The organism is Chryseobacterium indoltheticum, assembly GCF_003815915.1.
Classification (GTDB): Bacteria; Bacteroidota; Bacteroidia; order Flavobacteriales; family Weeksellaceae; genus Chryseobacterium; species Chryseobacterium indoltheticum.
Genome location: NZ_CP033929.1, coordinates 3089177 through 3110461, shown reverse-complemented (window position 1 = coordinate 3110461; position 21285 = coordinate 3089177). Strand labels below are relative to the sequence as shown.

At 33.6% G+C, this 21285-nt stretch carries 18 protein-coding genes, 1 tRNA gene and 1 pseudogene; 11 read left to right on the top strand and 9 right to left on the bottom strand.

Going from position 1 to position 21285, the window contains the following annotated elements:
• Positions 1–13: 13 nt before the first annotated feature.
• From EG358_RS14545 to EG358_RS14530, 4 genes are all read right to left on the bottom strand, one after another.
• Complete coding sequence (locus EG358_RS14545) at positions 14–2227, bottom strand: hybrid sensor histidine kinase/response regulator (protein ID WP_076559487.1); 2214 nt, start codon at positions 2225–2227, stop codon at positions 14–16.
• 250 nt (positions 2228–2477) lie between these two features.
• Positions 2478–3173, bottom strand: a complete 696-nt coding sequence (locus EG358_RS14540) for a LytR/AlgR family response regulator transcription factor (RefSeq protein ID WP_076559489.1) — start codon at positions 3171–3173, stop codon at positions 2478–2480.
• Positions 3174–3227: 54 nt separating this feature from the next.
• The gene (locus EG358_RS14535) at positions 3228–3704 is read right to left on the bottom strand and encodes a Dps family protein (protein WP_076559992.1); all 477 of its coding nucleotides are present in this window, start codon (positions 3702–3704) and stop codon (positions 3228–3230) included.
• Positions 3705–4195: 491 nt separating this feature from the next.
• A tRNA-Arg gene (locus EG358_RS14530) sits at positions 4196–4269 on the bottom strand.
• 47 nt (positions 4270–4316) lie between these two features.
• Here EG358_RS14530 and EG358_RS14525 point away from each other — a divergent pair.
• From EG358_RS14525 to EG358_RS14515, 3 genes are read left to right on the top strand one after another with little or no spacing between them, the layout of a single operon-like run.
• Positions 4317–5363, top strand: a complete 1047-nt coding sequence (locus EG358_RS14525; protein ID WP_076559490.1) for an ABC transporter substrate-binding protein — start codon at positions 4317–4319, stop codon at positions 5361–5363.
• A 40-nt stretch (positions 5364–5403) separates the two neighbouring features.
• Complete coding sequence (mtgA, locus tag EG358_RS14520) at positions 5404–6048, top strand: monofunctional biosynthetic peptidoglycan transglycosylase (protein WP_076559492.1); 645 nt, start codon at positions 5404–5406, stop codon at positions 6046–6048.
• 13 nt (positions 6049–6061) lie between these two features.
• A complete protein-coding gene (locus tag EG358_RS14515; protein ID WP_076559494.1) occupies positions 6062–8095 on the top strand; it encodes a recombinase in 2034 nt (677 codons plus the stop codon).
• Here the strand turns inward: EG358_RS14515 and EG358_RS14510 are convergent.
• Genes EG358_RS14510 through EG358_RS14490 form a run of 5 tightly spaced genes read right to left on the bottom strand, consistent with a single transcriptional unit; the run spans position 8073 to position 10796 of the window.
• Positions 8073–8369, bottom strand: a complete 297-nt coding sequence (locus EG358_RS14510) for a hypothetical protein (RefSeq protein WP_076559496.1) — start codon at positions 8367–8369, stop codon at positions 8073–8075. The genes EG358_RS14515 and EG358_RS14510 overlap by 23 nt on opposite strands.
• Positions 8370–8373: 4 nt before the next feature.
• Positions 8374–9477 carry a DNA replication/repair protein RecF gene (recF, locus tag EG358_RS14505; RefSeq protein ID WP_076559498.1) on the bottom strand — a complete coding sequence of 368 codons (1104 nt, stop codon included), beginning with the start codon at positions 9475–9477 and terminating at the stop codon, positions 8374–8376.
• A complete protein-coding gene (locus EG358_RS14500; protein ID WP_076559501.1) occupies positions 9478–9768 on the bottom strand; it encodes a type II toxin-antitoxin system RelE/ParE family toxin in 291 nt (96 codons plus the stop codon). It lies immediately after the preceding gene.
• Complete coding sequence (locus tag EG358_RS14495; protein WP_076559503.1) at positions 9756–10031, bottom strand: hypothetical protein; 276 nt, start codon at positions 10029–10031, stop codon at positions 9756–9758. The genes EG358_RS14500 and EG358_RS14495 overlap by 13 nt, the downstream gene beginning before the upstream one ends.
• 3 nt (positions 10032–10034) lie before the next feature.
• On the bottom strand, positions 10035–10796 hold the full coding sequence (locus EG358_RS14490; protein ID WP_076559506.1) for a UbiA prenyltransferase family protein: 762 nt from the start codon (positions 10794–10796) through the stop codon (positions 10035–10037).
• 18 nt (positions 10797–10814) lie between these two features.
• Here EG358_RS14490 and EG358_RS14485 point away from each other — a divergent pair, with 18 nt between their 5' ends.
• From EG358_RS14485 to EG358_RS14450, 8 genes and pseudogenes are all read left to right on the top strand, one after another.
• Complete coding sequence (locus EG358_RS14485) at positions 10815–16754, top strand: alpha-2-macroglobulin family protein (protein WP_076559508.1); 5940 nt, start codon at positions 10815–10817, stop codon at positions 16752–16754.
• 41 nt (positions 16755–16795) lie between these two features.
• Positions 16796–17287, top strand: a pseudogene (eco, locus tag EG358_RS14480) (serine protease inhibitor ecotin).
• A gap of 243 nt (positions 17288–17530) precedes the next feature.
• Entirely contained in the window at positions 17531–17986 is a 456-nt protein-coding gene (locus EG358_RS14475) for a DUF1569 domain-containing protein (RefSeq protein WP_076559510.1), read from the top strand.
• Positions 17987–17998: 12 nt separating this feature from the next.
• Positions 17999–18469 (top strand): hypothetical protein, encoded by a 471-nt coding sequence (locus EG358_RS14470; RefSeq protein ID WP_076559512.1) that lies wholly within the window; start codon positions 17999–18001, stop codon positions 18467–18469.
• 2 nt (positions 18470–18471) lie between these two features.
• Positions 18472–18870 (top strand): hypothetical protein, encoded by a 399-nt coding sequence (locus tag EG358_RS14465; RefSeq protein ID WP_076559514.1) that lies wholly within the window; start codon positions 18472–18474, stop codon positions 18868–18870.
• An 84-nt stretch (positions 18871–18954) separates the two neighbouring features.
• Positions 18955–19326, top strand: coding sequence for a VOC family protein (locus EG358_RS14460; protein ID WP_076559515.1), 372 nt, complete (start codon positions 18955–18957; stop codon positions 19324–19326).
• A gap of 107 nt (positions 19327–19433) precedes the next feature.
• Entirely contained in the window at positions 19434–19883 is a 450-nt protein-coding gene (locus EG358_RS14455; RefSeq protein WP_076559517.1) for a VOC family protein, read from the top strand.
• 491 nt (positions 19884–20374) lie between these two features.
• Positions 20375–21049: a DUF2490 domain-containing protein gene (locus EG358_RS14450; protein WP_076559518.1), complete on the top strand. Its 675-nt coding sequence runs from the start codon at positions 20375–20377 to the stop codon at positions 21047–21049.
• The last annotated feature ends 236 nt before the right edge of the window (positions 21050–21285 follow it).

Sequence of the window (21285 nt, the reverse complement as noted above, 5' to 3'; positions counted from 1 at the left end):
GTTTTTAATAAATTTAATGATCGATGGCTTGCATAAATAATTTTGTTTCAAAGAAAGATTTCAGCAAAACATCTTCTAGTTCTTCCAAAGTTTTTTCTGATGCCGGATTTTCTTCGGTTGTTAGTTCTAAAATATCTAATTTTTCCTCTAATAGAGGAAGCAAACCCATTATCGCAACACTCGATTTCAAATCGTGTGCTTTCAATTTTAGTAATTCGAAATCTTTGTTTTCATAAGCCAGTTTCAGTTCCTGCAAATGAGTTGGGACATTATCTAAAAACTGCTGCGTCACGGTTCTTTCAAAATTTTTGTCGCCATTGCTGATAGACTTCAAATAAGTAAGGTCGATGAACTCGTAATTAGAAACGATTTCTTCGGTTTTCGTTTCCGTTTTTCCGTTTTCTTTCAGTCCGAAATTTGAAATTAGTTTGAATAATTCTTCCTCTATGATAGGTTTTGAAATGTATTCGTTCATTCCACGACTCATACATCTTTCGCGTTCGCCTGCCAAAGCGTGTGCGGTCATTGCGATGATTGGCGTGTTCAGTCTAAGTTCTTCACGGATTGTTTGTGTGGCCACGTAACCGTCCATTTGCGGCATTTGGATGTCCATTAAAACCAAATCACAGTCGTTGTTCCTGAGAAATTCTACTGCTTCCAGACCATTGTTTGCAGTATCAAAATCGACGTTCCATTGTGAGAGAAGATGCTTCATCAGATTTTGATTGATAGCGTTATCATCCACGATTAGCACTTTCAAAGGTGTATTTGTTTTATCTTTAAAATAATCTATATCAATTTTAGGAATTACATTAAGCTGTTCTTTCGCAATTGTGTAAGGAATATAAAAATGGAAAGTGGTCCCTTTTCCCTGTTCGCTTATCACTTCGATATCGCCGTTCTGCAACTGAATCAGGCTTTTCACAATCGATAAACCAAGTCCGGTTCCTCCGTAATTTCGTGTCGTTGAATCTTCGCCCTGATTGAATCTTTCAAAGACTTCAATGAGTTTTTCTTTATCAATTCCGATTCCTGTGTCAGAAACTTTAAAACCGACAATGACTTCGTTTTCGGTCTGTTGTTTATTGTAAATTTCGATATTGATAGTTCCCTGATGCGTAAATTTGATGGCATTTCCGATGAGGTTGACCAGAATCTGAGTCAGTCTTGTGGCGTCGCCATTCAAAGTATCAGGAATTGAGGTGTCGATTTTGCTGGAAATCGTCAATCCTTTTTCTTTGGCGCGTTCCATAAAAAATGTTTCAACAGAGTTCGCTAGTCCACTGATGCTGAATATGCCTTTGGTAATGCGCATCATACCGGCTTCAATTTTTGATAAATCGAGAATATCATTAACAATTGCCATCAGATTCTCTCCTGAACGTTGAATTGATGAGACAAATTCTTTAGAGGTTTCATCCAAAGGTCTTTTTTGTAAAAGGTTTGTAAAGCCCAGAATTCCGCTCAAAGGAGTTCTGATTTCGTGGCTCATATTGGCTAGGAAATTTTCTTTGGTCTGTGCTGCGACCGAAGCTTTTTTCTCTGCAACATCCAATTCCTGAATCAACAATCGCTGACGTTTGAACTGACGTAGAATGTGATAACCAACAATTGAACCGCTTAAAATCAAAAGAATCAACAGGGAAATATCATACAATCTCGCTTTTTGTCCCATTGCTTCAGTCTCTTTGCTGAGGTCGACCATATGAAGTTTTCGGCTTTCGTAAATTTTTGCAGTGATAGAAGTGATTTCGTTCGAAATTTTTCTAGCTCTCGGGTTGGCGATGGAAGTGTTGTCGTCCATATTTCCAAGGGTGTGGTAACGAAGCAATAATTTATCCTTCGTTGTTTTCTTTTCCATCGCAAGAACGCTCAATCTATGAATCAGCTTTTCTTCTACGCCATCTGAATTGTCTTTGGAAAGTGAATCTAGAAAGTTTTCTATCTGATTAATTTTCTGGTCGATTCCTTCAAGATGAGTGGTGTCATTGGTTGCTATGGAAGCTCTGATTCTGCTTTCCACGCCGAGAATATCACGGTCGATTTCACGTAAATGATTACTTGAACGCAACTCGTTCAGAAGTCTGTTGTTATTTTTAATAAGTTCTTTGGTATTTTTAGCTGAGTTGATTTGAACCGCTATCAATAGGAGAGAACCCGCAATAAATGTGAGGATGATGAAATAGCTGAACCGTCTGTTTCCCATTACTGAGGATATTTTTTTCATAAGCGTTTATACTTATTTTGAATTGTTAAAACCACCCCGTCAAATATTCTTTCGAATTTTCGCCACCCCTCCAGAGGAGGGGAATTTTACATTCGAATTAGAACGTCGAATTGTTGCAGCCCGACTTGAGCGGAAATCCTTTTTTGCTTTGAATTAATTTCCATTTAAAACTGAAATCGTGTGCAAAAAAGATTGGGAGCGGAAGGCGGATAAAGCTGCCCAAATAAATAATTAATAAATCTGGCTAATTCTAAAAAACATTCATTCTGGTGTTGAGCGCTCTTCTGTACGCATCTGCAACGGGAATGAATTTTCCGTTTATCATAATTCCGCCGTCCTGAAGCGTGTCTATCTTGCCAACCGAAACGATGTAAGAGCGATGAACTCTGATAAAATGGTCTTTCGGGAGACGTTCTTCTGCCGTTTTCATCTTGCCGTGAATGGCAAACATTTTTTCCCTTGTGTAAAACTTCACGTAATCGCCCATTGCCTCCGCATAAAAAATATCGTCGAGCCTCAAACGCCTTGTGATATTGGAATCTCTGACGAAAAGGAACTCATCTTTGGTCACTTCAACATCTTCTTTTCTGCTTTCCAAAATCGATTGTGCTTTGCTTACCGCCTGTAAAAATCTTGCAGGCATTACGGGTTTCAGGATGTAATCTGCGATATTCAGTTCGAAAGCTTCGAGTGCGTAATCCTTATTTGAAGACGTAAAAATGATGATGATATCTTTTCCTGCAAGGTTTTTGGTGAGTTCGATTCCTGTCATTTCCGGCATTTCGATATCGAGAAATATCAAATCTACCTGATTGTTCTGCAAATGATTGTAAGCTTCAATCGCATTGGAATATTCGTTGACAATCGTCAAATTCGGGACTTGTTTTGCCAAATGTGCGAGCGTGGTTCTTGCGATATCGTTATCATCAACAATCAAGGCTTTCATAGAGATAGTTTATTATGGTTGACACAAATATAATTATTCCTTTTCTTATTTTCTTTAATTTCTGAAGTAAGAACGTATCATCCAAGCCATTTCTTCGTGCGTTTCTATCAGACTTGTGATGAAGTCGCTGGAACCGTAATCTTTGTATTTTTCAGCGAAAGGTGTAACATTTCCTCTTAGAAAATCGATGATGCTTTCGTGGTCTTTTAGTAAATCTTTCATAAAGCCTAATCCGTCATTGGTTCTTTCGCTGTATTCTGTAAGATGCGTCAATTCAAGATAGATTTTCATTGTGGCAGGTGCGTAATGTCCGATTTTTCTTAGACGTTCTGCAACGCTGTCAATCAACCCGTCCAACTGTTTGTACTGTTCTTCAAAGAAAATATGGTTGGCGTGGAAATTATCGCCAGTCACGTTCCAATGGGCATTTCTGGTTTTTATGTAAAGTACAGTTTCGTCAGCTAATAATTTTGCCAATTGTTCTGCAACAGCCTCTGTGTTTTGCTCTGTAAGTCCGATGTTTGTTTTCATAATTTTAAGATTTAAGTAAGAGCGGTATTGCTCTTTTTCTGATGTAAAGTTCAGAATGAATCTTAAAAAATGGATGACTTTTTCGGTGAATGGGCAAAATGAGTCGGTGAATTCAATTTTTAATGAAGTTTCATAATTAATAGAAAAATTATATAAAATGTGATTTATTAAACTGGTTAAATGTCCAGCATTTTTATCGGTATAAATTTTTATATCAAAATTAAACAATCAACAAAAAAGAAACAGATTATTAGTACTAGGACAGCGTTAACATCAATGGAAAGAACTTTTTTGTAGCGATGTTGAGATCATCAATAAAAATAATGTACCTAAAAAAGGTCTTTAGGAATGATGTAAAAAAAATTAACTTTTGCGCAAAAAATGAATATTTGAATAGGTTTTATTAAAGTTTTATAAAACATTATTCTGGTATGCTCTGGCATAAAAAAAACAGCTCCATTTAGATTAAAATGGAGCCATTTGGCTGTTTGTGACCTCGACAGGATTCAAACCTGTAACCTTCTGAGCCGTAATCAGATGCGCTATTCAGTTGCGCCACGAGGCCTTGTTTAAAGGTTTGCAAATATAATACTTTTTTAGTTTCTTTGAAAGATGAAAGCAAATTTTTTACTGATAATCGCATTTTTATTTCTAACCAACTGTAAAAGAGAACAAAAAATATCGTCTCCCGATTGGGAAGTGATCTCTTCTAGACTGCAGTTTAAAGATGATGATGGGAAATTAGATGTGAAATCGGGTAATTTTACTTATAGTTTTGAAAAAAATAAAGTTCCTTTCCATAAAATTATACTTTTGAATGCAAGTTTGATGGGCTTTGTTTCTGAGCTCGAAGCCGAAAATGTAGTGATCGGAATTGCAAGTCCCGAATATATTTATTCAGAAAAAATTCACGGTTTAGTAAAATCGAGAAAAATTCAGAATGTCGGAAACGAACAGAAATATGATGTAGAAAAAATAATTTCGATGAAACCTGATGCAATTTTCACCAATTATATCGCGAGTTTTGACAACACGTACCAGCTTTTGAAAAACAATAATATTCAGGTTATTTTTTTAGATGAATATATGGAGCAAAGTCCGATGGTGAAAACTTCATACATCAAACTTTTTGGGAAACTTTTAGGAAAAGAAAAAGAAGCGGAAGAAAGATTTAACCAAATTCAGAAAAATTATAATGATTTAAAAAAAATAGCTTTACAATCAACGTCAAAGCCTAATATTTTGGCGAATGAAATGTACGGCGATGTTTGGTATATGCCGGGTGGAAAAACATTTACAGCCAATTATATTGCAGATGCAAACGCTCATTATATTTTAAAAGATAATACTGAAGAAAAAGCTGTAACGATGAGCTTTGAAGAGGTTTTTGCAAAATCTAAAAATATTCAGTTCTGGGTAAACGCAGGAAATCATTTATCGAAAAAAGAGATGCTGAATATCAATCCGTTTTATGGAAAGCTAGACGTTTTCAACAAAGGAAAAATCTATGGTGTTTCAGGAAGAGAGAAGCAGAAAGCCAATGATTTTTTTGAAAGCGGAGTGGTGCGGTCAGACGTTGTTTTAAAAGATTATATCAAGATATTTCATCCTGAGCTTTTGCCCGATTATCAATTGACTTATATGAACGAAGTACGGTAACTCGCAGTATTTTTATACTTTTGCGTTAAGTTTTTAGCATATGTGGAAAAAAATAAAACAATTTATTTTTATTGTTCTGATTTTGAATGTGGTTTTTATTGTTTGGGGAAGGTTTTTCAATCCACCCATTACGATTACACAAATCAGTGGTCTTTTTGAGTACGGAAAACTGCACCGTGATTACATTTCTTACGATGAGATGGGAGCGAACGTAAAAAAAGCCGTCATTGCCTCCGAAGATCAGAAGTTTTTCAATCACAACGGTTTTGATTATACAGCGATCGAAAAAGCCATGAAAAATAATGAAAAAGGGAAAAAACTGAGAGGCGGAAGTACTATTTCACAGCAAACGGCTAAAAATGTTTTCCTTTGGCAAGGCAGAAGTTGGGTGAGAAAAGGGCTAGAAGCAGTTTATACATTCATCATCGAAAAGGTTTGGTCTAAAGACATTATCCTGGAAAGATACCTGAATTCTATTGAAATGGGGCAAGGTGTTTTCGGGGTAGAAGCTGCTGCACAGTATTATTTTGGAAAACCTTCTAAAGATCTTAATACTTCAGAAGCAGCATGGATTGCCGCTGTTTTGCCTAATCCTAAAAAATACGATCCCAAAAATCCGTCCGCTTATCTGAGAAAGAAGCACAACTGGATTATGAGACAAATGAGGAATGTGAGTTTGAAATAGTATCTTTGCACCAATGAGACTGTTGAGTTCGAGCACAAAAAATTTTGAATCTGTCCTTAAAAAGTATTTTTCTTTTAAGAATGAGACTTCTTCATTGGAGCCTTTAGCAGAGTTTTTAGAAGCAATAAAAAAGACAGATTTTAAGAATGTTCTTGATTTTTTAAAGTCAAACCCGAGCTCTGCAAATCACTTCAGACATTATCTTTTCACTATTTTTGAAGAAAGGCCTTTCAATCTTTCTTTAACGGAGGCCAATATTCTCTCGGAAAACGCTTTCTTTCCCGAACTCAAAAAAAGGATATTAAATAAAATTTTACCGCCGGTAGAACATGAAAAAACAGTTTGGTATGTTATTGATAATGTCAGTTTCAGTCCAAAAAAAGATATTGAATATCTGCATAATATTCCTGAAGATGAGGTTAATGAATTCCTGAATATTTTAGGAATTTCAGATTTCATCGAAAAAACAAACGTAAAAAGCGAACTTATATTTTCAATGAATATCCTTTCGTGGCGCGTGACAGGTATGGCTCTGGAAGTTGATGTCGTAAGAATGGCTCCTGAATACAGAAATTTTGATAATCCTTTTTTGGCATTACAAAACGAATTAGAAGCTTTGGCTGAAGATTTTAAAATCAATCCTGAGATTCAACTGCATTCCAAAGACAGCCGTTATAAACAGATCAAAATTTATGCTGAGCAATGTCAGAATTTTGTAAATATCGCTTTTAAAAACTCTTCAAAATACGGTATTTCGGGGAAGATTAATCAATCTTTGCTTAAGATTCGCCAGCAGACACAGAGAATCTCTGAAATTGTCAATTTATTGATTATTGATCAGCCTGAAGATGTTGTTATAAAATCTAAACAGTTGGTTTTTAATATTCTGAGCTATAAATCGCACAAGAATAATATTTCAGATCTTATCAATGACAGCACGCGTTTGATTTCGCATTTGATTACAAACCACACCGCAGAAACCGGAAGTCATTACATCACCTCAAGTCGCAAGCAGTACATGAAAATGTTTTACAAAGCAAGCGGCGGCGGAATTATTGTTGGTGCTTTATGTGTTCTGAAAATGCTGTATGGTTTTATGCCTGGTAGTGACTTTTTCCATGCATTTTTGTATTCATTAAATTATGCAATGGGATTTGTGATGATTTATCTTATGGGCTTTACTTTAGCAACAAAACAGCCTGCAATGACGGCTGCAACGATGACAAAAGTCTTGTCTGAGCAAGAAACTACAAAACAAAATTATAATGAATTTGCTGATTTGGTCTCGAAATTATTCCGAAGTCAATTCATTGCTTTTGTGGGAAATGTACTTCTTTCCTTCCCGATTGCATTGCTGATTATTTATGGTTTGGATGTTTTTTTCTCGCAGAATCTGGCGGTAGAAAAATCGGACAGGTTGCTGAAAGATCTTGATCCTTTTAAATCTAAAGCAATTTTACACGCCTGTATTGCGGGTTTTTATCTTTTTATTTCAGGGATTATTTCAGGGAATATTGGGAATAACTCTGTGTTTTATCAGATTCCGGATCGAATTGCCAAAAATCTTCCCATAAGAAGGATTTTTGGAGCTCGTTTTGCGAAAAGTCTCTCAAAATATTACGCAAAAAACTGGGCTGGTATTATTTCTAATTTCTGGTTTGGAGTTTTCCTTGGTGCAACAGCGCCCGTCGGCCTATTTTTCGGTCTCGATCTCGATATTCGTCACATTACTTTTGCTGCCGGTAACTTTGCAATTGGTTTGTACGGAAAAGATTTTACTGTAGATTCTTCAGTTTTCTGGACTTCCTTTATAACCGTTTTCATCATTGGATTTTTCAATTTTCTGGTAAGTTTCAGTTTGTCTATGTTTTTGGCATTCCGCTCTAGAAAAATGAATTTTGGCGAAGTAAGGGAAATTTACCGTGCAATTTTCAGATATTTTGTAAGAAATCCTTTGAAGTTTTTCATCCCTTTGCAATCGACTTTTGATTTGAAAGCAAATAGTCTGGTACAGAATTCAATTCCTACAAAATCTGAAGATCAATAAATTTTTCTTCCCCAAATTTATCCTGAAACTTTTTTAGATAAATGCTTTTTCTCATTTTAAAATCATTTTTCAGCAAAGGTGAATTGATTCTGATCTGAATAATTTTGTCGTCTATATTGACACTGACAATTTCCTGAAAAAGACTTTCATCAAGATAATCTTCCAAAAAATCTTTAATTTCAAAAGCAATCAGCTTATCTTCAAAACCATGAATTCTCGCAAAAGATTTTACCAACTCAGAAGATTGGAATTCTCGTTTTTTATTTTTTTTCATAAGATCACACTTCAAAAATTATACTCTCTTCATTAATCTTCTTAACCACACTTTCAGTACGTTCTCTGTGAGTATCGGTAATGAAAATCTGCCCGAAATTTTCCTGATTAACCAATTTAATCAATTGAGCAACCCGGGTATCATCGAGCTTATCAAAAATATCATCCAGTAAAAGAATGGGTGTTTTATTCGTTAATTCTTTTATCAAGCTCATTTGAGCTAATTTTAATGAAATTAAAAACGATTTTTGCTGTCCCTGAGAACCTATTTTTTTTATGAGAACGGAATCCATTTCAAAAAGCAAATCATCTTTATGAATTCCTTTTGAAGTGTAGGTCAGCATTCTGTCCCGTTCTAAACTTTCAATTAAAAGTTCATGAAATTTTCTGTCAGGCTGAGCGGAGTCGAAGCCTTCCAATAGATGAGATTCATAAATAACAGAAACACTTTCTTTTCCACCAGAAATAATCTGATAAAAATTCTGAACGATTGGGTTTAATTTTGCGACAAACTCTCTTCTTTTCTCAAAGATTTTAGTTCCGGATTTCGTGATCGGGTCATCGTATATTTCCAATGAATCTTTATCCCAAACTCTGTTTTTTGCAAAATATTTCAGTAAAGCATTTCGCTGTTGAATGGTTTTCTGATACTGAATCAAATCATAAAGATATCCGGAATCGGTCTGAGAAATCATCGAGTCTAAAAACTTTCTGCGGCTTTCCCCGGAATCTGAGATGAGGTTTGAGTCGTAAGGAGAAATCATCACACTTGGCAAATAACCAATGTGATCGGCCATTCTGTCGTAGCTTTTATCATTCTTTTTAATGACCTTTTTAGCTTCTCTCGGCTGAGATATTTTTAAAGTATCTTCACTGTCTTCATTCTGAATTTCAGCATCAAGGGTGAAAAAATCTTCATCTTTTTTGATGTTGTTAGTATCAGTATTTCCTAAAAAGCTTTTTCCTACAGAGAGATAATGCAGCGCATCGAGAATATTGGTTTTTCCAACGCCGTTGTTTCCTACAAAACAGTTTATTTGCGGGGAAAATTCAAACTTTTTTTCAGAATGATTTTTAAAATTGTAAAGGGTAAGTTTATTGATGATCATTTATAAAGTAAAATGTTCGGGATTTTGTCTGGCGTCCCAAATTCTTAAAATTCTAATTGTTTCAGGTTTTATAGAGTAATGAATGTAGTAATTTTCAACTAAAACAGCTCTTATATTTTCAATGTTTGTTTGAATTCCGGAATCTGGATTTTCTGAAATTTGTTTCAGCTTTTGTTCAATTAAAAGGTTTAATTTTTTACTGTATATATTTGATCTGTTTTTTGAAATCCAAAATTCAAGAATTTCTTTTTTATCAAAAAGAGCTTTAGAAGACCAAATTATTTCAACCATTCTTCAGTCATTTTTCTTACTTCTTCATCAGTGTAGAAATTACCACTTTCAATATCTTGTTCGGCTTCTTTAATTAATTTTAGCTGCTCATTTGTAAAGTGAATTTTTGATTGATAAATTGCTGTATCGTCACTCACAATGTTTTTTATATTGTTTTTTTCAAATTCTGAGATGTATTCTTCTATTTTTAAAAGAACTTTAATATCATCAATTCTGATTATTTTCTGAATCAGTCTCAATTTATATTCATTCATATTTTCCATCACTCAAAATTTTAAGTAAAGATAAATAATTAAAAACAAAAAAGGAAGTCCCGAACAACTCTCAACCCAAAAAGAATAATATGAATCTTTATTTGTATTCTTAGAAAAATAAATAAGAATAAAGGTGAAAATTAAGGTTAAAAAAAAGCTGGCAGCAAATTGAATCTTTAAATAAAAAATAGATAAAATGCAGGCAAGAAAAACTAAAAGATAAGCAAGATATTTTGTGTTTTGAACGCCAATTAATTTTGGGAATGTCTGAATAGTATCACTTTTCATATCCCGAATATCGAATGGTAAAACAAGTGCCGTCACAAAAAAGAAACTGATAAAAGATATAGGCAAATTAAATTCAGGTAAAGTCAGCCATGAATTGACCAGTGCCCAAACTAAACCTACATAAAATACTTTTAACAAAGGAATTTTCCGAATATACGTTTCTAAAAAAAAGCTGTTGTATAATAATCCTAAGACGACAATGACAAACCATTTTACCAAACGTATTTCATTATGATTAAAAATAATTAAAGCCGCAGAAATAATTCCGGTGACGATATTTAATAATAAAATTTTGTAAAAATATTTTGTGTTTTGGTATTTTGTATAAAGATAGCCACTGAAATAAGTGATGAATATCAAAAGAGTAGAAGGGAAACGGAATGTGTTTTGCTCAAGCATGAAAAATACTGCGAAAACTGTTCCCATTAAGGATACGTAAAGTTGGCTGTCTATGACATATTTTTTCAGTACTTTTAAACAATTCATTTATCAAAAATAACACTTATGCAAAGATTTTCCAAGGTTTTGTTCCTGATCCTATTTTTATCGTGTTTTTCTAATGCTTTTAGTCAAAAGTATTACGATACGCAATGGAAAAAAATACAAGAAAACTACGAAAAAGGAACTTACAAATCAAATCTTCCGGTTGTTTTAGAAATTCAAAAACAAGCTATGAAAGAAAATAATGCGCTACAGTTGATTCGGTCTCTAAAAGCAGAATTCAGCATTGTAAACCAGACTATTGATGACGAGAAAAATGATTCGGCATCAAAGTTTTTTGCTAAACTACAAACTACAGAAAAGAATCTGAAAGGCGATGATCTTTTATTGTATAAGGTTTTGTTGTCTGGTTTCATGTTCGATTATTATAATCAGCATTCATGGGAAATCAATGGCAGAACCAATATGAATTCTCAAGATGTTTCTCAAATTGAAACATGGAGCAAGCTTGATTTTAAAAATTATTTAATTCAAAACTTTAAGGAGCTTGACCAACAAAATCAGGCGATGAACAAAATATCTTTGTTAAAATACAAAGATATTTTTTTGAATACAGAAGATATTTCTTATTTCTCTACTTTACAGGACTGGTATTCTCTGAAAAAAGTGAATTTTTTATCGAATAACGAATTATTTACAAAGAACGAACTTGCTGAGAACAGAGTTTTAATCAATGCGATTTTTGATGAATTAATTGCTAAAAGTACAGGCAACCAAAAGCTCTACTTCATGCATCAGAAACTGTCTGAAAATTGTATTTTCAATTCTTGTAAAGATAAATTGGTACAGCTTCAGAATCTGATGAAATCTAATATTGAAGGTGATTACAAAGTGCTTATTGGAGAAGAAATAATAAATGAATTAATTACAGGAAATAAAGAAAAAGAGGCACTTCAGCTTGTCAATTCTCTCAAAAATCAATATCCTAAATCGCCTTTCATTCAAAATATCAAGAATAAAGAAACTCAGATTGTTAATCCTTTATTAAGTTTCAAATATGAAGAGCAGACTCAGCCTAATCTTCCAATTCATTTGGTTGCTGAGTTTAAAAACGTGAAAGAATTTTCTGTGAATATCTATGAAGTGAAAGACAATCTTTTACCATTGATGCAATATGCAAGAAATCCTTATAATGATGCGTACTCAAAAGTTAAAAAAACGTTGGTAAGAAAAGAAGTTTTTCAGTTGAATAATCCCCAGGATTATCAGGTTCATAAAACTTCGATTGAAATGAAGGCGCTTCCTCCCGGAATTTATGTTGCAGAATATGAAGTTTCCGGTTCGAAACCTGAACAGGATAGTAATCATAACTTTTATTTTATAGTTTCAAATCATAAAATTATTTATCATAATATCAACGCAAGCAATACCCTTTCTAATGAATTGAAATTAATCAGCTCAGAAAACGGCCAGCCAATCACTAATGAAAATCTTACATTTTATGAATTTGTAGAAAATAAAGCATTAAATAAAGTTGTCGGTAAAACCAATGATAAAGGTGTTTTTAAATTTCCAGCGACCAATAATAAAGATTATTACAGAGCTATTTTAATCCAACAGCCGAAAACCAACGATTTTCAGTTGATGCAAATGTATGGCAACAATAATCGGGAAATATATAATCCCAACAAACAAACCCGTACTAAAGCTCAGATTTTTACGGACAGAGCAATTTACAGACCCGGACAAACCGTATATTTTAAGGTAATTAATACCAAAATAGATAAAGAAATAGAATCGGTTGTAGCAAATTTTAAACAGAAAATAACGTTGAAAGATGCCAATAATCAGGAAGTTTCGGTACAGGATTTCACAACCAATGAATTCGGTTCTTATCATGGAAGTTTTAGTTTGCCAAAAGGAAAGCTGAACGGAAATTTTACAATCTCAACTGATGGAAATTCTAATGGCTACAAATACATAAAGGTCGAAGAATACAAACGCCCAAAATTTGAAGTGACTTTTGATCCTGTAAAAGATGAATATAAATACGGTCAAACTATCGAGCTGAAAGGTAAAGCCATGATGTTTTCCGGCGTGGCTTTGAGTAATACGAACGTTAACTACGAAATCAAAAAACAAAACATCCGTTGGAGATATTTCCCTTGGTATCCGAATGATAATGATAACGAAAACTCGATTCTCGGCGAAGTAAAAACCAATGAAAAAGGAGAGTTTACCATAAAATTAGATCTTAAAAAAGATGAAAAAATAGAAGGAATTCAGATAGATAATTATCAAATTAACGCTTCTGCTACTGATATCAACGGCGAAACGCAAACTGCGAATACCAATTTGAAAGTGGCTTCGGTATCTCATTACATCAAAGCAGATGAGATTAAAAATACTTTTGCAGATGACAACATAAAAGTAAAAGTTGAAACCAAAAACTATAACGATCAAAATCTTAAAAAATCCTATCAGATAAAACTTTCAAAACTGGAAACTCCGAACAGGATTTTTAGAGATAACTTCAAAACAGAAGTTCAGAATTTGCCAAAATTTTCAAAAGAAGAGTTTATCAGCAAATTTCCGCATGATTTGTATGATAAAAATGATAAACTGGAAAACTGGAACACGTCTTCTGTCATTTTGAATGGAACACAAAAAAATGAAGAATCTCTAGATTTAGGGAAACTGGAAGCCGGAGATTATCAATTAGAATTATATAATATTGAAGGTAAAGACACGATAAAAACCTCGCAGAATTTCAGTGTTTGGGATAAAAAATCTTTAAAACCAAGTCAGAAAACTTTCTTAACGGTTTTAGAACCAAAAGATGAGGTTTCAAGAGGTGAAAAAGCGAAAATTTATGTTTATTCATCAATTCCAAATGCTTTGGTGAATGTTTTCCTGCAAAATGGTTTGGGAAAAACAGTTACCGAAGTTCATCAGTTTAAAAATGGAGTGCTCGAATATGAAACTGAAATTCCAAATGATAAAAATGTGACGGGTTTAAATATTCAGTTTCAGTTGGCTTCATTTAATGATATTCAGACAGAAACGGTTGATTTAAACATTAAAGATACAGAGCAGCCATTGAAAATAGAAACGGTAACATTTAGAGATAAAATAGAACCTAATTCTAAAGAAAAATGGACAGTGAAGGTTTTAGGAAATGATAAAGAAAAGATAAATGCTGAGGTTCTGGCCAATATGTACGATATGTCCTTGGATCAGTTTTCTGTGAATACTTTCAACTGGCAAAAACTCTACAGGCCTTATTCATTTATATCTTCTTACGCAATTCGTAACGGTCTTGAAGAAAAATATTTTCAAAGCAGAATGGAGTATTTTGATGGGAAATATGTAAATATTCCTCAGTTTAATTGGTTTGATGGTAATATTTACTTCACAGATTACAGCACACAATTGGAAACCACAACGGGAATGGTCAGTCAGGAAGGTGTAAAAGCAGCTGCATATACTCCGCCACCTCCACCACCAAGCGCAGTTGCAAAAAGAAGTGCTTTAATGGTGAAGGCAGAAGTTGCAGCTGATGAAATGGTGGAAATTATTCAGAATGTTGTTCCTGAACCTGCAAAAGCTCCGAGAATTGATGGAGATAATGTTTCAGATAAAAATCGAGAAACTTTAGGAAGCGTTCAGGTTCGTCAAAACTTAAACGAAACTGCATTCTTCTATCCTGATTTAAAAACCGATGCAGAAGGAAATGTCAACTTCGAATTCACCTCTCCTGAAGCTCTTACAAAATGGAAATTGATGTTCCTGGCTCATACAAAAGATGCAAGAGCAACAACATTGGAAAAAGAAGTGGTGACGCAGAAAGAGTTTTCTGTTACCCCAAATTACCCAAGATTTTTGAGAGAAGGCGATGAATTGAATCTTCAGTCAAAACTATCAAACTTAACAAACAAAAAATTGAATGGTTCTGCGCAACTGCAGATTTTGGATGCATTTACCAACGAAGATATTTCAGAGAAATTTGGGTTGAGTACTTTGACGGCAGTTTCCGGTTACAATAAGGAGCAAGCTTTTTCGATAAACGAAAACGGAAACTCTGCACTAACCTGGAAAATAAAAGTGCCGAATAATGTTTCATCAATCATTTTAAAAATAGTAGCAAAAGCCGGAAAATATTCTGATGGTGAGCAAAAAGCAATTCCGGTTTTACCAAACAGAATGTTGGTGACCGATGCGGTTTCGATCTTTGTGAAAGAAGGCGAAACGAAAACTTTTGTTTTAGACAATCTTAAAAATACAAACTCGACAACCATTTCTAATGTTTCAAATACTTTAGAATTGACAACCAATCCGATTTGGGAAATTATGTTTGCGCTTCCAAGTCTGAAAAATGACCAGAATAGTTCTGCAGATGTAGTCTTTAATAAATGGTTTGCGGATGTTTTGGCTTCTGAAATTTTTAAAGCAAATCCGAAACTGAAAACAGTTTTTGAAGAATATCAAAGCAAAGGGTTATTAACTTCAAATCTTGAGAAAAATCAGGAACTGAAACAATTGTTGCTTGAAGAAACTCCTTGGGTTTTGGAAAGTAAAAACGAACAGGAACAGATGGCAAAATTGGCATTGTTGTTTGACACGAATAATATGCGAAATGCGATCAATCAGGATTGGGATGATTTCAAAAAACTGCAAAATCCGGATGGTGGTTTCTCTTGGTATCAAGGGTATCCGAGTTCGTACGGAACGTCTCTTTATATTCTTAAAAATTTAGGGAAAATAAACGTTTGGCTAAAAGATAATGTGAAAGACTATCAATCTTCTGAACAGAAAGAATTGATAGCAAAACTGATTGGTTATGTTGATCAAGAAATCAATAAATACACTGATGTTAAAAAAGAAAATGTAATCAATAACTGGACTTTAGATTATCTTGATACCCGAAATTATTGGGAAAAACAATATCCTTTAAAAGGAAAAGGAGCAACGCTAAAATCATTAGTAAAACAAAAAGCCAAAAAAGCAAAAATTACCGATTTTACATTCTTCGGATTGCATCGTGCAGCTTTATTGATGAGCGATTATGGCTTAAAAGATGTTTCGGATAAATTATTAAATTACTTAAAAGAAACTTCAGTCGATTCTAAAACTCAGGGAATTTATTGGAAGCAAAACCTTGATGATTGGGGTTGGTTCAGTTCAAAAGTTGTTAATCATGCAGGAGCTTTGGAAGCTTTTAATAAACTAAAACCAAACGATCAGAAATTCATCGAGGATATGAAAATCTGGTTGATTACTCAGAAAGAAGTCAATTCTTGGGGAAGCTCAAGAGGAACTTCAGAAGTGATTTTCACGATTTTAAATTCAGGAAAATCTTGGACTTCAGCAGAAAGCGATAAAGCAACAATTATTTGGGGCGGAAAAGAACTGAAACCGGAAACTCAAGCAACAGGTTATTTGAAATCTGCTGTAAAAACAGATGTTTTAGATAAGAATTTAGCGACCGTTACCGTTACAAAACCAGGTGCAGGAATTGTGCAGGGAGGTTTATTCTGGCAATATTATGAAGATTTAGATAAAATAAAATCTTCCGAAAATTATATCTCTCTTGTAAAAGAACTGTATAAAAAAGTAAAAACAGTAAACGGTGAAGAATTACAGAAAATTTCTCCCAATACTCCGCTTAAAGTCGGCGATAAAGTAACGGTAAGAATGATTTTGAATACAGATCGTGCAATGGAATTTATTCATATAAAAGATATGCGTGCTGCAGGTTTTGAGCCATTGAATGTGCTTTCCGGTTATCAGTGGAATAATAGTCTGGGATATTACCAATCGACGAAAGATGCGTCTACAAACTTCTATATTCAGTATATGCCAAAAGGAAAATATGTGTTCGAATATGATTATGTAGCCAATGCATCAGGGAAATTTTCTAACGGAATTACCACTATTCAAAACTACTATGCGCCGCAGATGAATTCGCATACAAAAGGCAGCAATGTAGTAATTGTGGAATAATTTTTGAGCGTAAGGAATTTGTAATTTTAAATCAAACAATTATGAAATTTTTAAAAGCAGTATCTGTAGTATTGATGATGGTTGTAGTAGGTAATGTATCTGCTCAGAAGAAAAAAACAGATAAATTTGAAAAACTGCAAATAGAGATGTTTCCAAAAGCTAAAGAAGGTTTTAAGCAAGTTTATATTCAATTGCCTGTTGCAAAAAATGAAAACGATTTGAAGGTTGAATTCTTTGTAGGAGCTGAAAAAATGTTGGATTGTAATAAGCATTTTCTAATGGGAAAAGTAAACACTCAAGATTTGCAAGGCTGGGGATAAAGTTATTATGAAGTAGAATCTAGCGGAGAAACGGGCGGAACTTTAATGGCTTGTCCGGATCAGAAAAAAACAAAGAAGTTTGTTTCATTACAACCTGAAATTGTAAGATACAACAGCAAATTACCATTGGTTTTTTATGTGCCTAAAGACTTAGAAGTTCGATACAGAATTTTGCGTCCCGATGCAGCAATGAAAAAAGCAACTCAGAAATAAATTAGTTAGGCTCCGTGTAAATTTACATGGAGCTTTTTATTAAAATGAAGTGAAACGCCTGTATTTAGCTTAATTTTAATACACTAATACATTATTCTTTGTCTTGCTTTTCATTTAAGCAAACTAAAAATAGAGAAGTTTTTCATCCAAATATTTTATTGATAATTCACCGTCCAAATTCAAAAAAAATCTTTAAACGAAACAAAAAAACTGATATATTTGTTTTCAAAGATTTAGACTAAAATGGAAAACGTATTTGACGCAAAAGATGCTCAGAATTATATCAATAGAATCAATAATCTTGTGGAAGAAACGCACGGTTTGTGGGGGAGAATGACGGTAGATCAGATGTTGGCACACTGTTGCGTGTCTTACGAAATGGTTTACGAACCCGAAAAACACAAAAAACCGGGAGCTATTGCCAAGTTTATTTTAAAAACTTTCGTAAAACCAAAAGTGGTGGGCGAAAAAGCATATCCGCATGATTCTCCTACTGCACCTCAGTTTTTAATAAAAGAAAGACGAAATTTTGAGGAGGAAAAAAAGAGACTGATCGGCTACATTCAAAAAACCCAGCAGTTGGGAGCTTCTGCTTTCGATGGTAAAGAATCTTTTTCTTTTGGAAAACTAAATTCTCAGGAATGGAATAATATGCTTGCTAAACATCTTAATCACCATCTGAGCCAGTTCGGAGTTTAAAAACCACAAAACATGAGAAAAATTTTATTTTTCATTATTCTCGTTTCCAATTTTGCTTTTGCGCAGATGCCAAATATTTCCAGTGTTTGGCTGAATAATTCAAAGCCTTATGTAGGAACGATCGGAAATGATAAAGAAACCATTAAACTTAAAATAAATATTTCTGAGCAAGATAAGAAAAACGATCAGGAATATTTCGTTTCAGGATATACAGTCGTGGAGAATAACTACTCAAAATTTGAAGGAAAACTTAAAATCACCAAATATAAAGATGCCAAGAAAAAAGGTGTTGTTTATGGCGATTACGAGTTGGTAGAAGAAAATAAAGGCAAACATTCAGGAGTTTTTACAGGTAAATTTATTTATACTTTTAAATGGAATAAAACATCCGAAAAAATTCAAAGCCAATACATCGAATTAGTTGGTGACTGGAAAAGCTACGACAAAACTTTGGATTTTAAAACACTCTTAAAAAATCAATAATTATGGTAAGAAAAATACTGGCTGTTTTTGCGGGAGTTATCGCTGCATCCATTTGTATCTGGGCGATTGAAACGATTAATCATTTAATGTTCCCTTATCCTGATGGGATCAAGCCAAATGATATGGAAGGATTCAAGGCGTATGTTCAGACTTTACCCTTTTTAGGGAAGTTTATGGTGATTATTGGCTATGCCGTGGGCGCTTTGGTAGCAGGATTTATTTCTACTAAAATTTCGAAAGACGGAAAACCCACCGCAGCAATAATTTGCGGAATTGTTTTTCTTGTTTTCACCATTTACAATATGACAATTTTACCAACACCTATTTGGTTTTGGATTCTCGGGATTTTAGTTTGGACACTGGTTTTAGCAGGATACAAATTGGCGTTAAATAAAAAATAAAAGATATGAAATCGCCTTGATTACTTCATAAACAATCAGAAAAAGGCGATGCATATTGCAAATAAAAAACAATAAAAAGAACATATGAAATTAGGTGTATTTTCGCTAAGTTTAAGTGTAAAAGACCTTTCTAAATCTAAAGAGTTTTACGAAAAACTAGGTTTCTCTGCGATGGGCGGAGGTATGGAAAATAATTATCTCATCATGAAAAACGGAAGTACGTTAATCGGTCTTTTTCAGGCAATGTTCGACGGGAATATGTTGACATTCAATCCGGGATGGGACGAGAATGCTCAGAATCTTGAGGAATTTGATGATGTAAGAGAAATTCAGAAAAAACTAAAAGAAAGTGGAGTAGAATTAGATAAAACCGCAGACGAAACCACATCCGGTCCGGAGCATATTTTCCTCAAAGATCCCGACGGAAACATGATTCTTATCGATCAGCATCGTTAACTCGAGCCTCGAGATTCGTGTTACGAGTTCCGCACGTCAAACGCACGTTCCGAATCTTGTATCTCGAAACCCGTATTCCAATCTCAAAATCAAATAAAAACTATATTATGGCAACAGTAAATGTTTATCTTACCTTCAACGGAAACTGCAGAGAAGCTTTCGATTTTTACAAATCGGTTTTCGGCGGCGAATATCCTTACATCGGAACTTTTGGAGAAATGCCTCCGCAGGAAGGAAAAGAAATGTCTTCTGAAGATAAAGACAAAATTATGCACGTCTCACTTCCGATTTCAAAAGAAACAATGTTGATGGGAAGTGATACTGGCGGAGAATGGTCTTCAAGCTTAAAGGTTGGAAATAATTTTTCAGTATCTATTAATGCAGATTCTAAAAAGGAAGCCGATAAACTTTTCAACGGACTATCTGAAGGTGGAAATGTTACAATGCCTCTTGAAGACACTTTCTGGGGAGCGTATTTCGGAATGTTTACCGATAAATTTGACATCAACTGGATGGTAAATTATGATGATCCTGCGAAAATGCAGCAACATCCATAAAATTTAGATTCTAAATGTGAATATAAAAAAACAATAACCGGCAATCATCTGTCGGTTATTGTTTTATGAATACTTTAATTATGAAGAAATTGGTTTTTCTTCGATGAGTGACACGCCTTTGCGAACGAAAAATATTTTCAAACATTTTAAATAAAAACTTTGCGCCCTTTGCGTTAAAAAATAAAAAAGTATCCATTTTTAATTGTAATTAAAATTACAATGATTTTAATTCACTTATAAATTAGTAAACTCAGATTTATTTAAAAAATTCAATCAATGATTCTTTTGGTATTATAGATTTTTAATATTAATTTTGTTGAATACGATAGATGAATGAAATAATTCATTCTATTATGTAAAATATTAATTTGACTAAGAAAATCGAAACCTTTGGTTTTAGCAACGAATTTTTAGGTCTTGAATTTTTGTTTCTTTTGTTTCACTTCGTCGAATCTTTGATTTCGAGACAAAAGAAAAGTAATAATAAAATTATGAAGTTTTTTAAAAAGTTAGCTGTTTCTGTTTTGTGTTTTGGAAGTATCCTGTCATTTGCTCAGGAAAGTGGTTTGGGAGCTTGGTATATGTATTTTGGGAATAATAAAATCAGCAAAAAACTGAATTTCCATAATGAGATTCAATACCGTAATTTTGATGGAATTGGTGATTTGGAGCAATTGTTAATTCGTACCGGAATTGGTTATGATTTGACAGAGAATAACAATAATGTTTTGTTGGGTTATGGTTTTATTTTGAGTCAGCCTTATGTAAAAGGTGAAAAATCAGAAAATATTGAGCACCGTATTTTCCAGCAGTTTATTACAAAACAGAAGTTTGGAAGATTTAATCTGCAACACCGTTACCGTTTAGAAGAACGTTTTTTACAGGATGATTTCAGGATGAGGTTCCGTTATTTATTGGGATTGAATATTCCGATTAATAACAAAGAAATGTTGCCCAAAACAGTGTATATTTCAGCTTATAATGAGATTTTTCTTAATTTAGACAGTCCTGTTTTCGATAGAAATCGAGTTTATGGAGCTTTAGGATTTATCATTAATAAAAATATGAGAATTGAAGCAGGATATATGAACCAGCTTCAGGAGAATAAAAACCGGGGACAAATTCAAATCGGTTTTTATAATAATATACCTTTTACTAAAAATTAATTTTTTTTAAACCGCAAAAGAAACAAAAGATTTATGAGCCTTAAGTTGTTCAAAAGTTTCCAAAATTGTAAATGAAGTAAAATATTACCTTTTGCAACCTTTGAAATCCTCTTTCTTCAATTATTCCTTTTGTAGCTTTTGCGGTTAAAATTTATGTCTCAAAAAATTAAAGTAAAAAAGACGTTGATTCGGTCTTTAAAAACAGAATCTGTAAAGAGTTTTCAAAACTCAAAAAA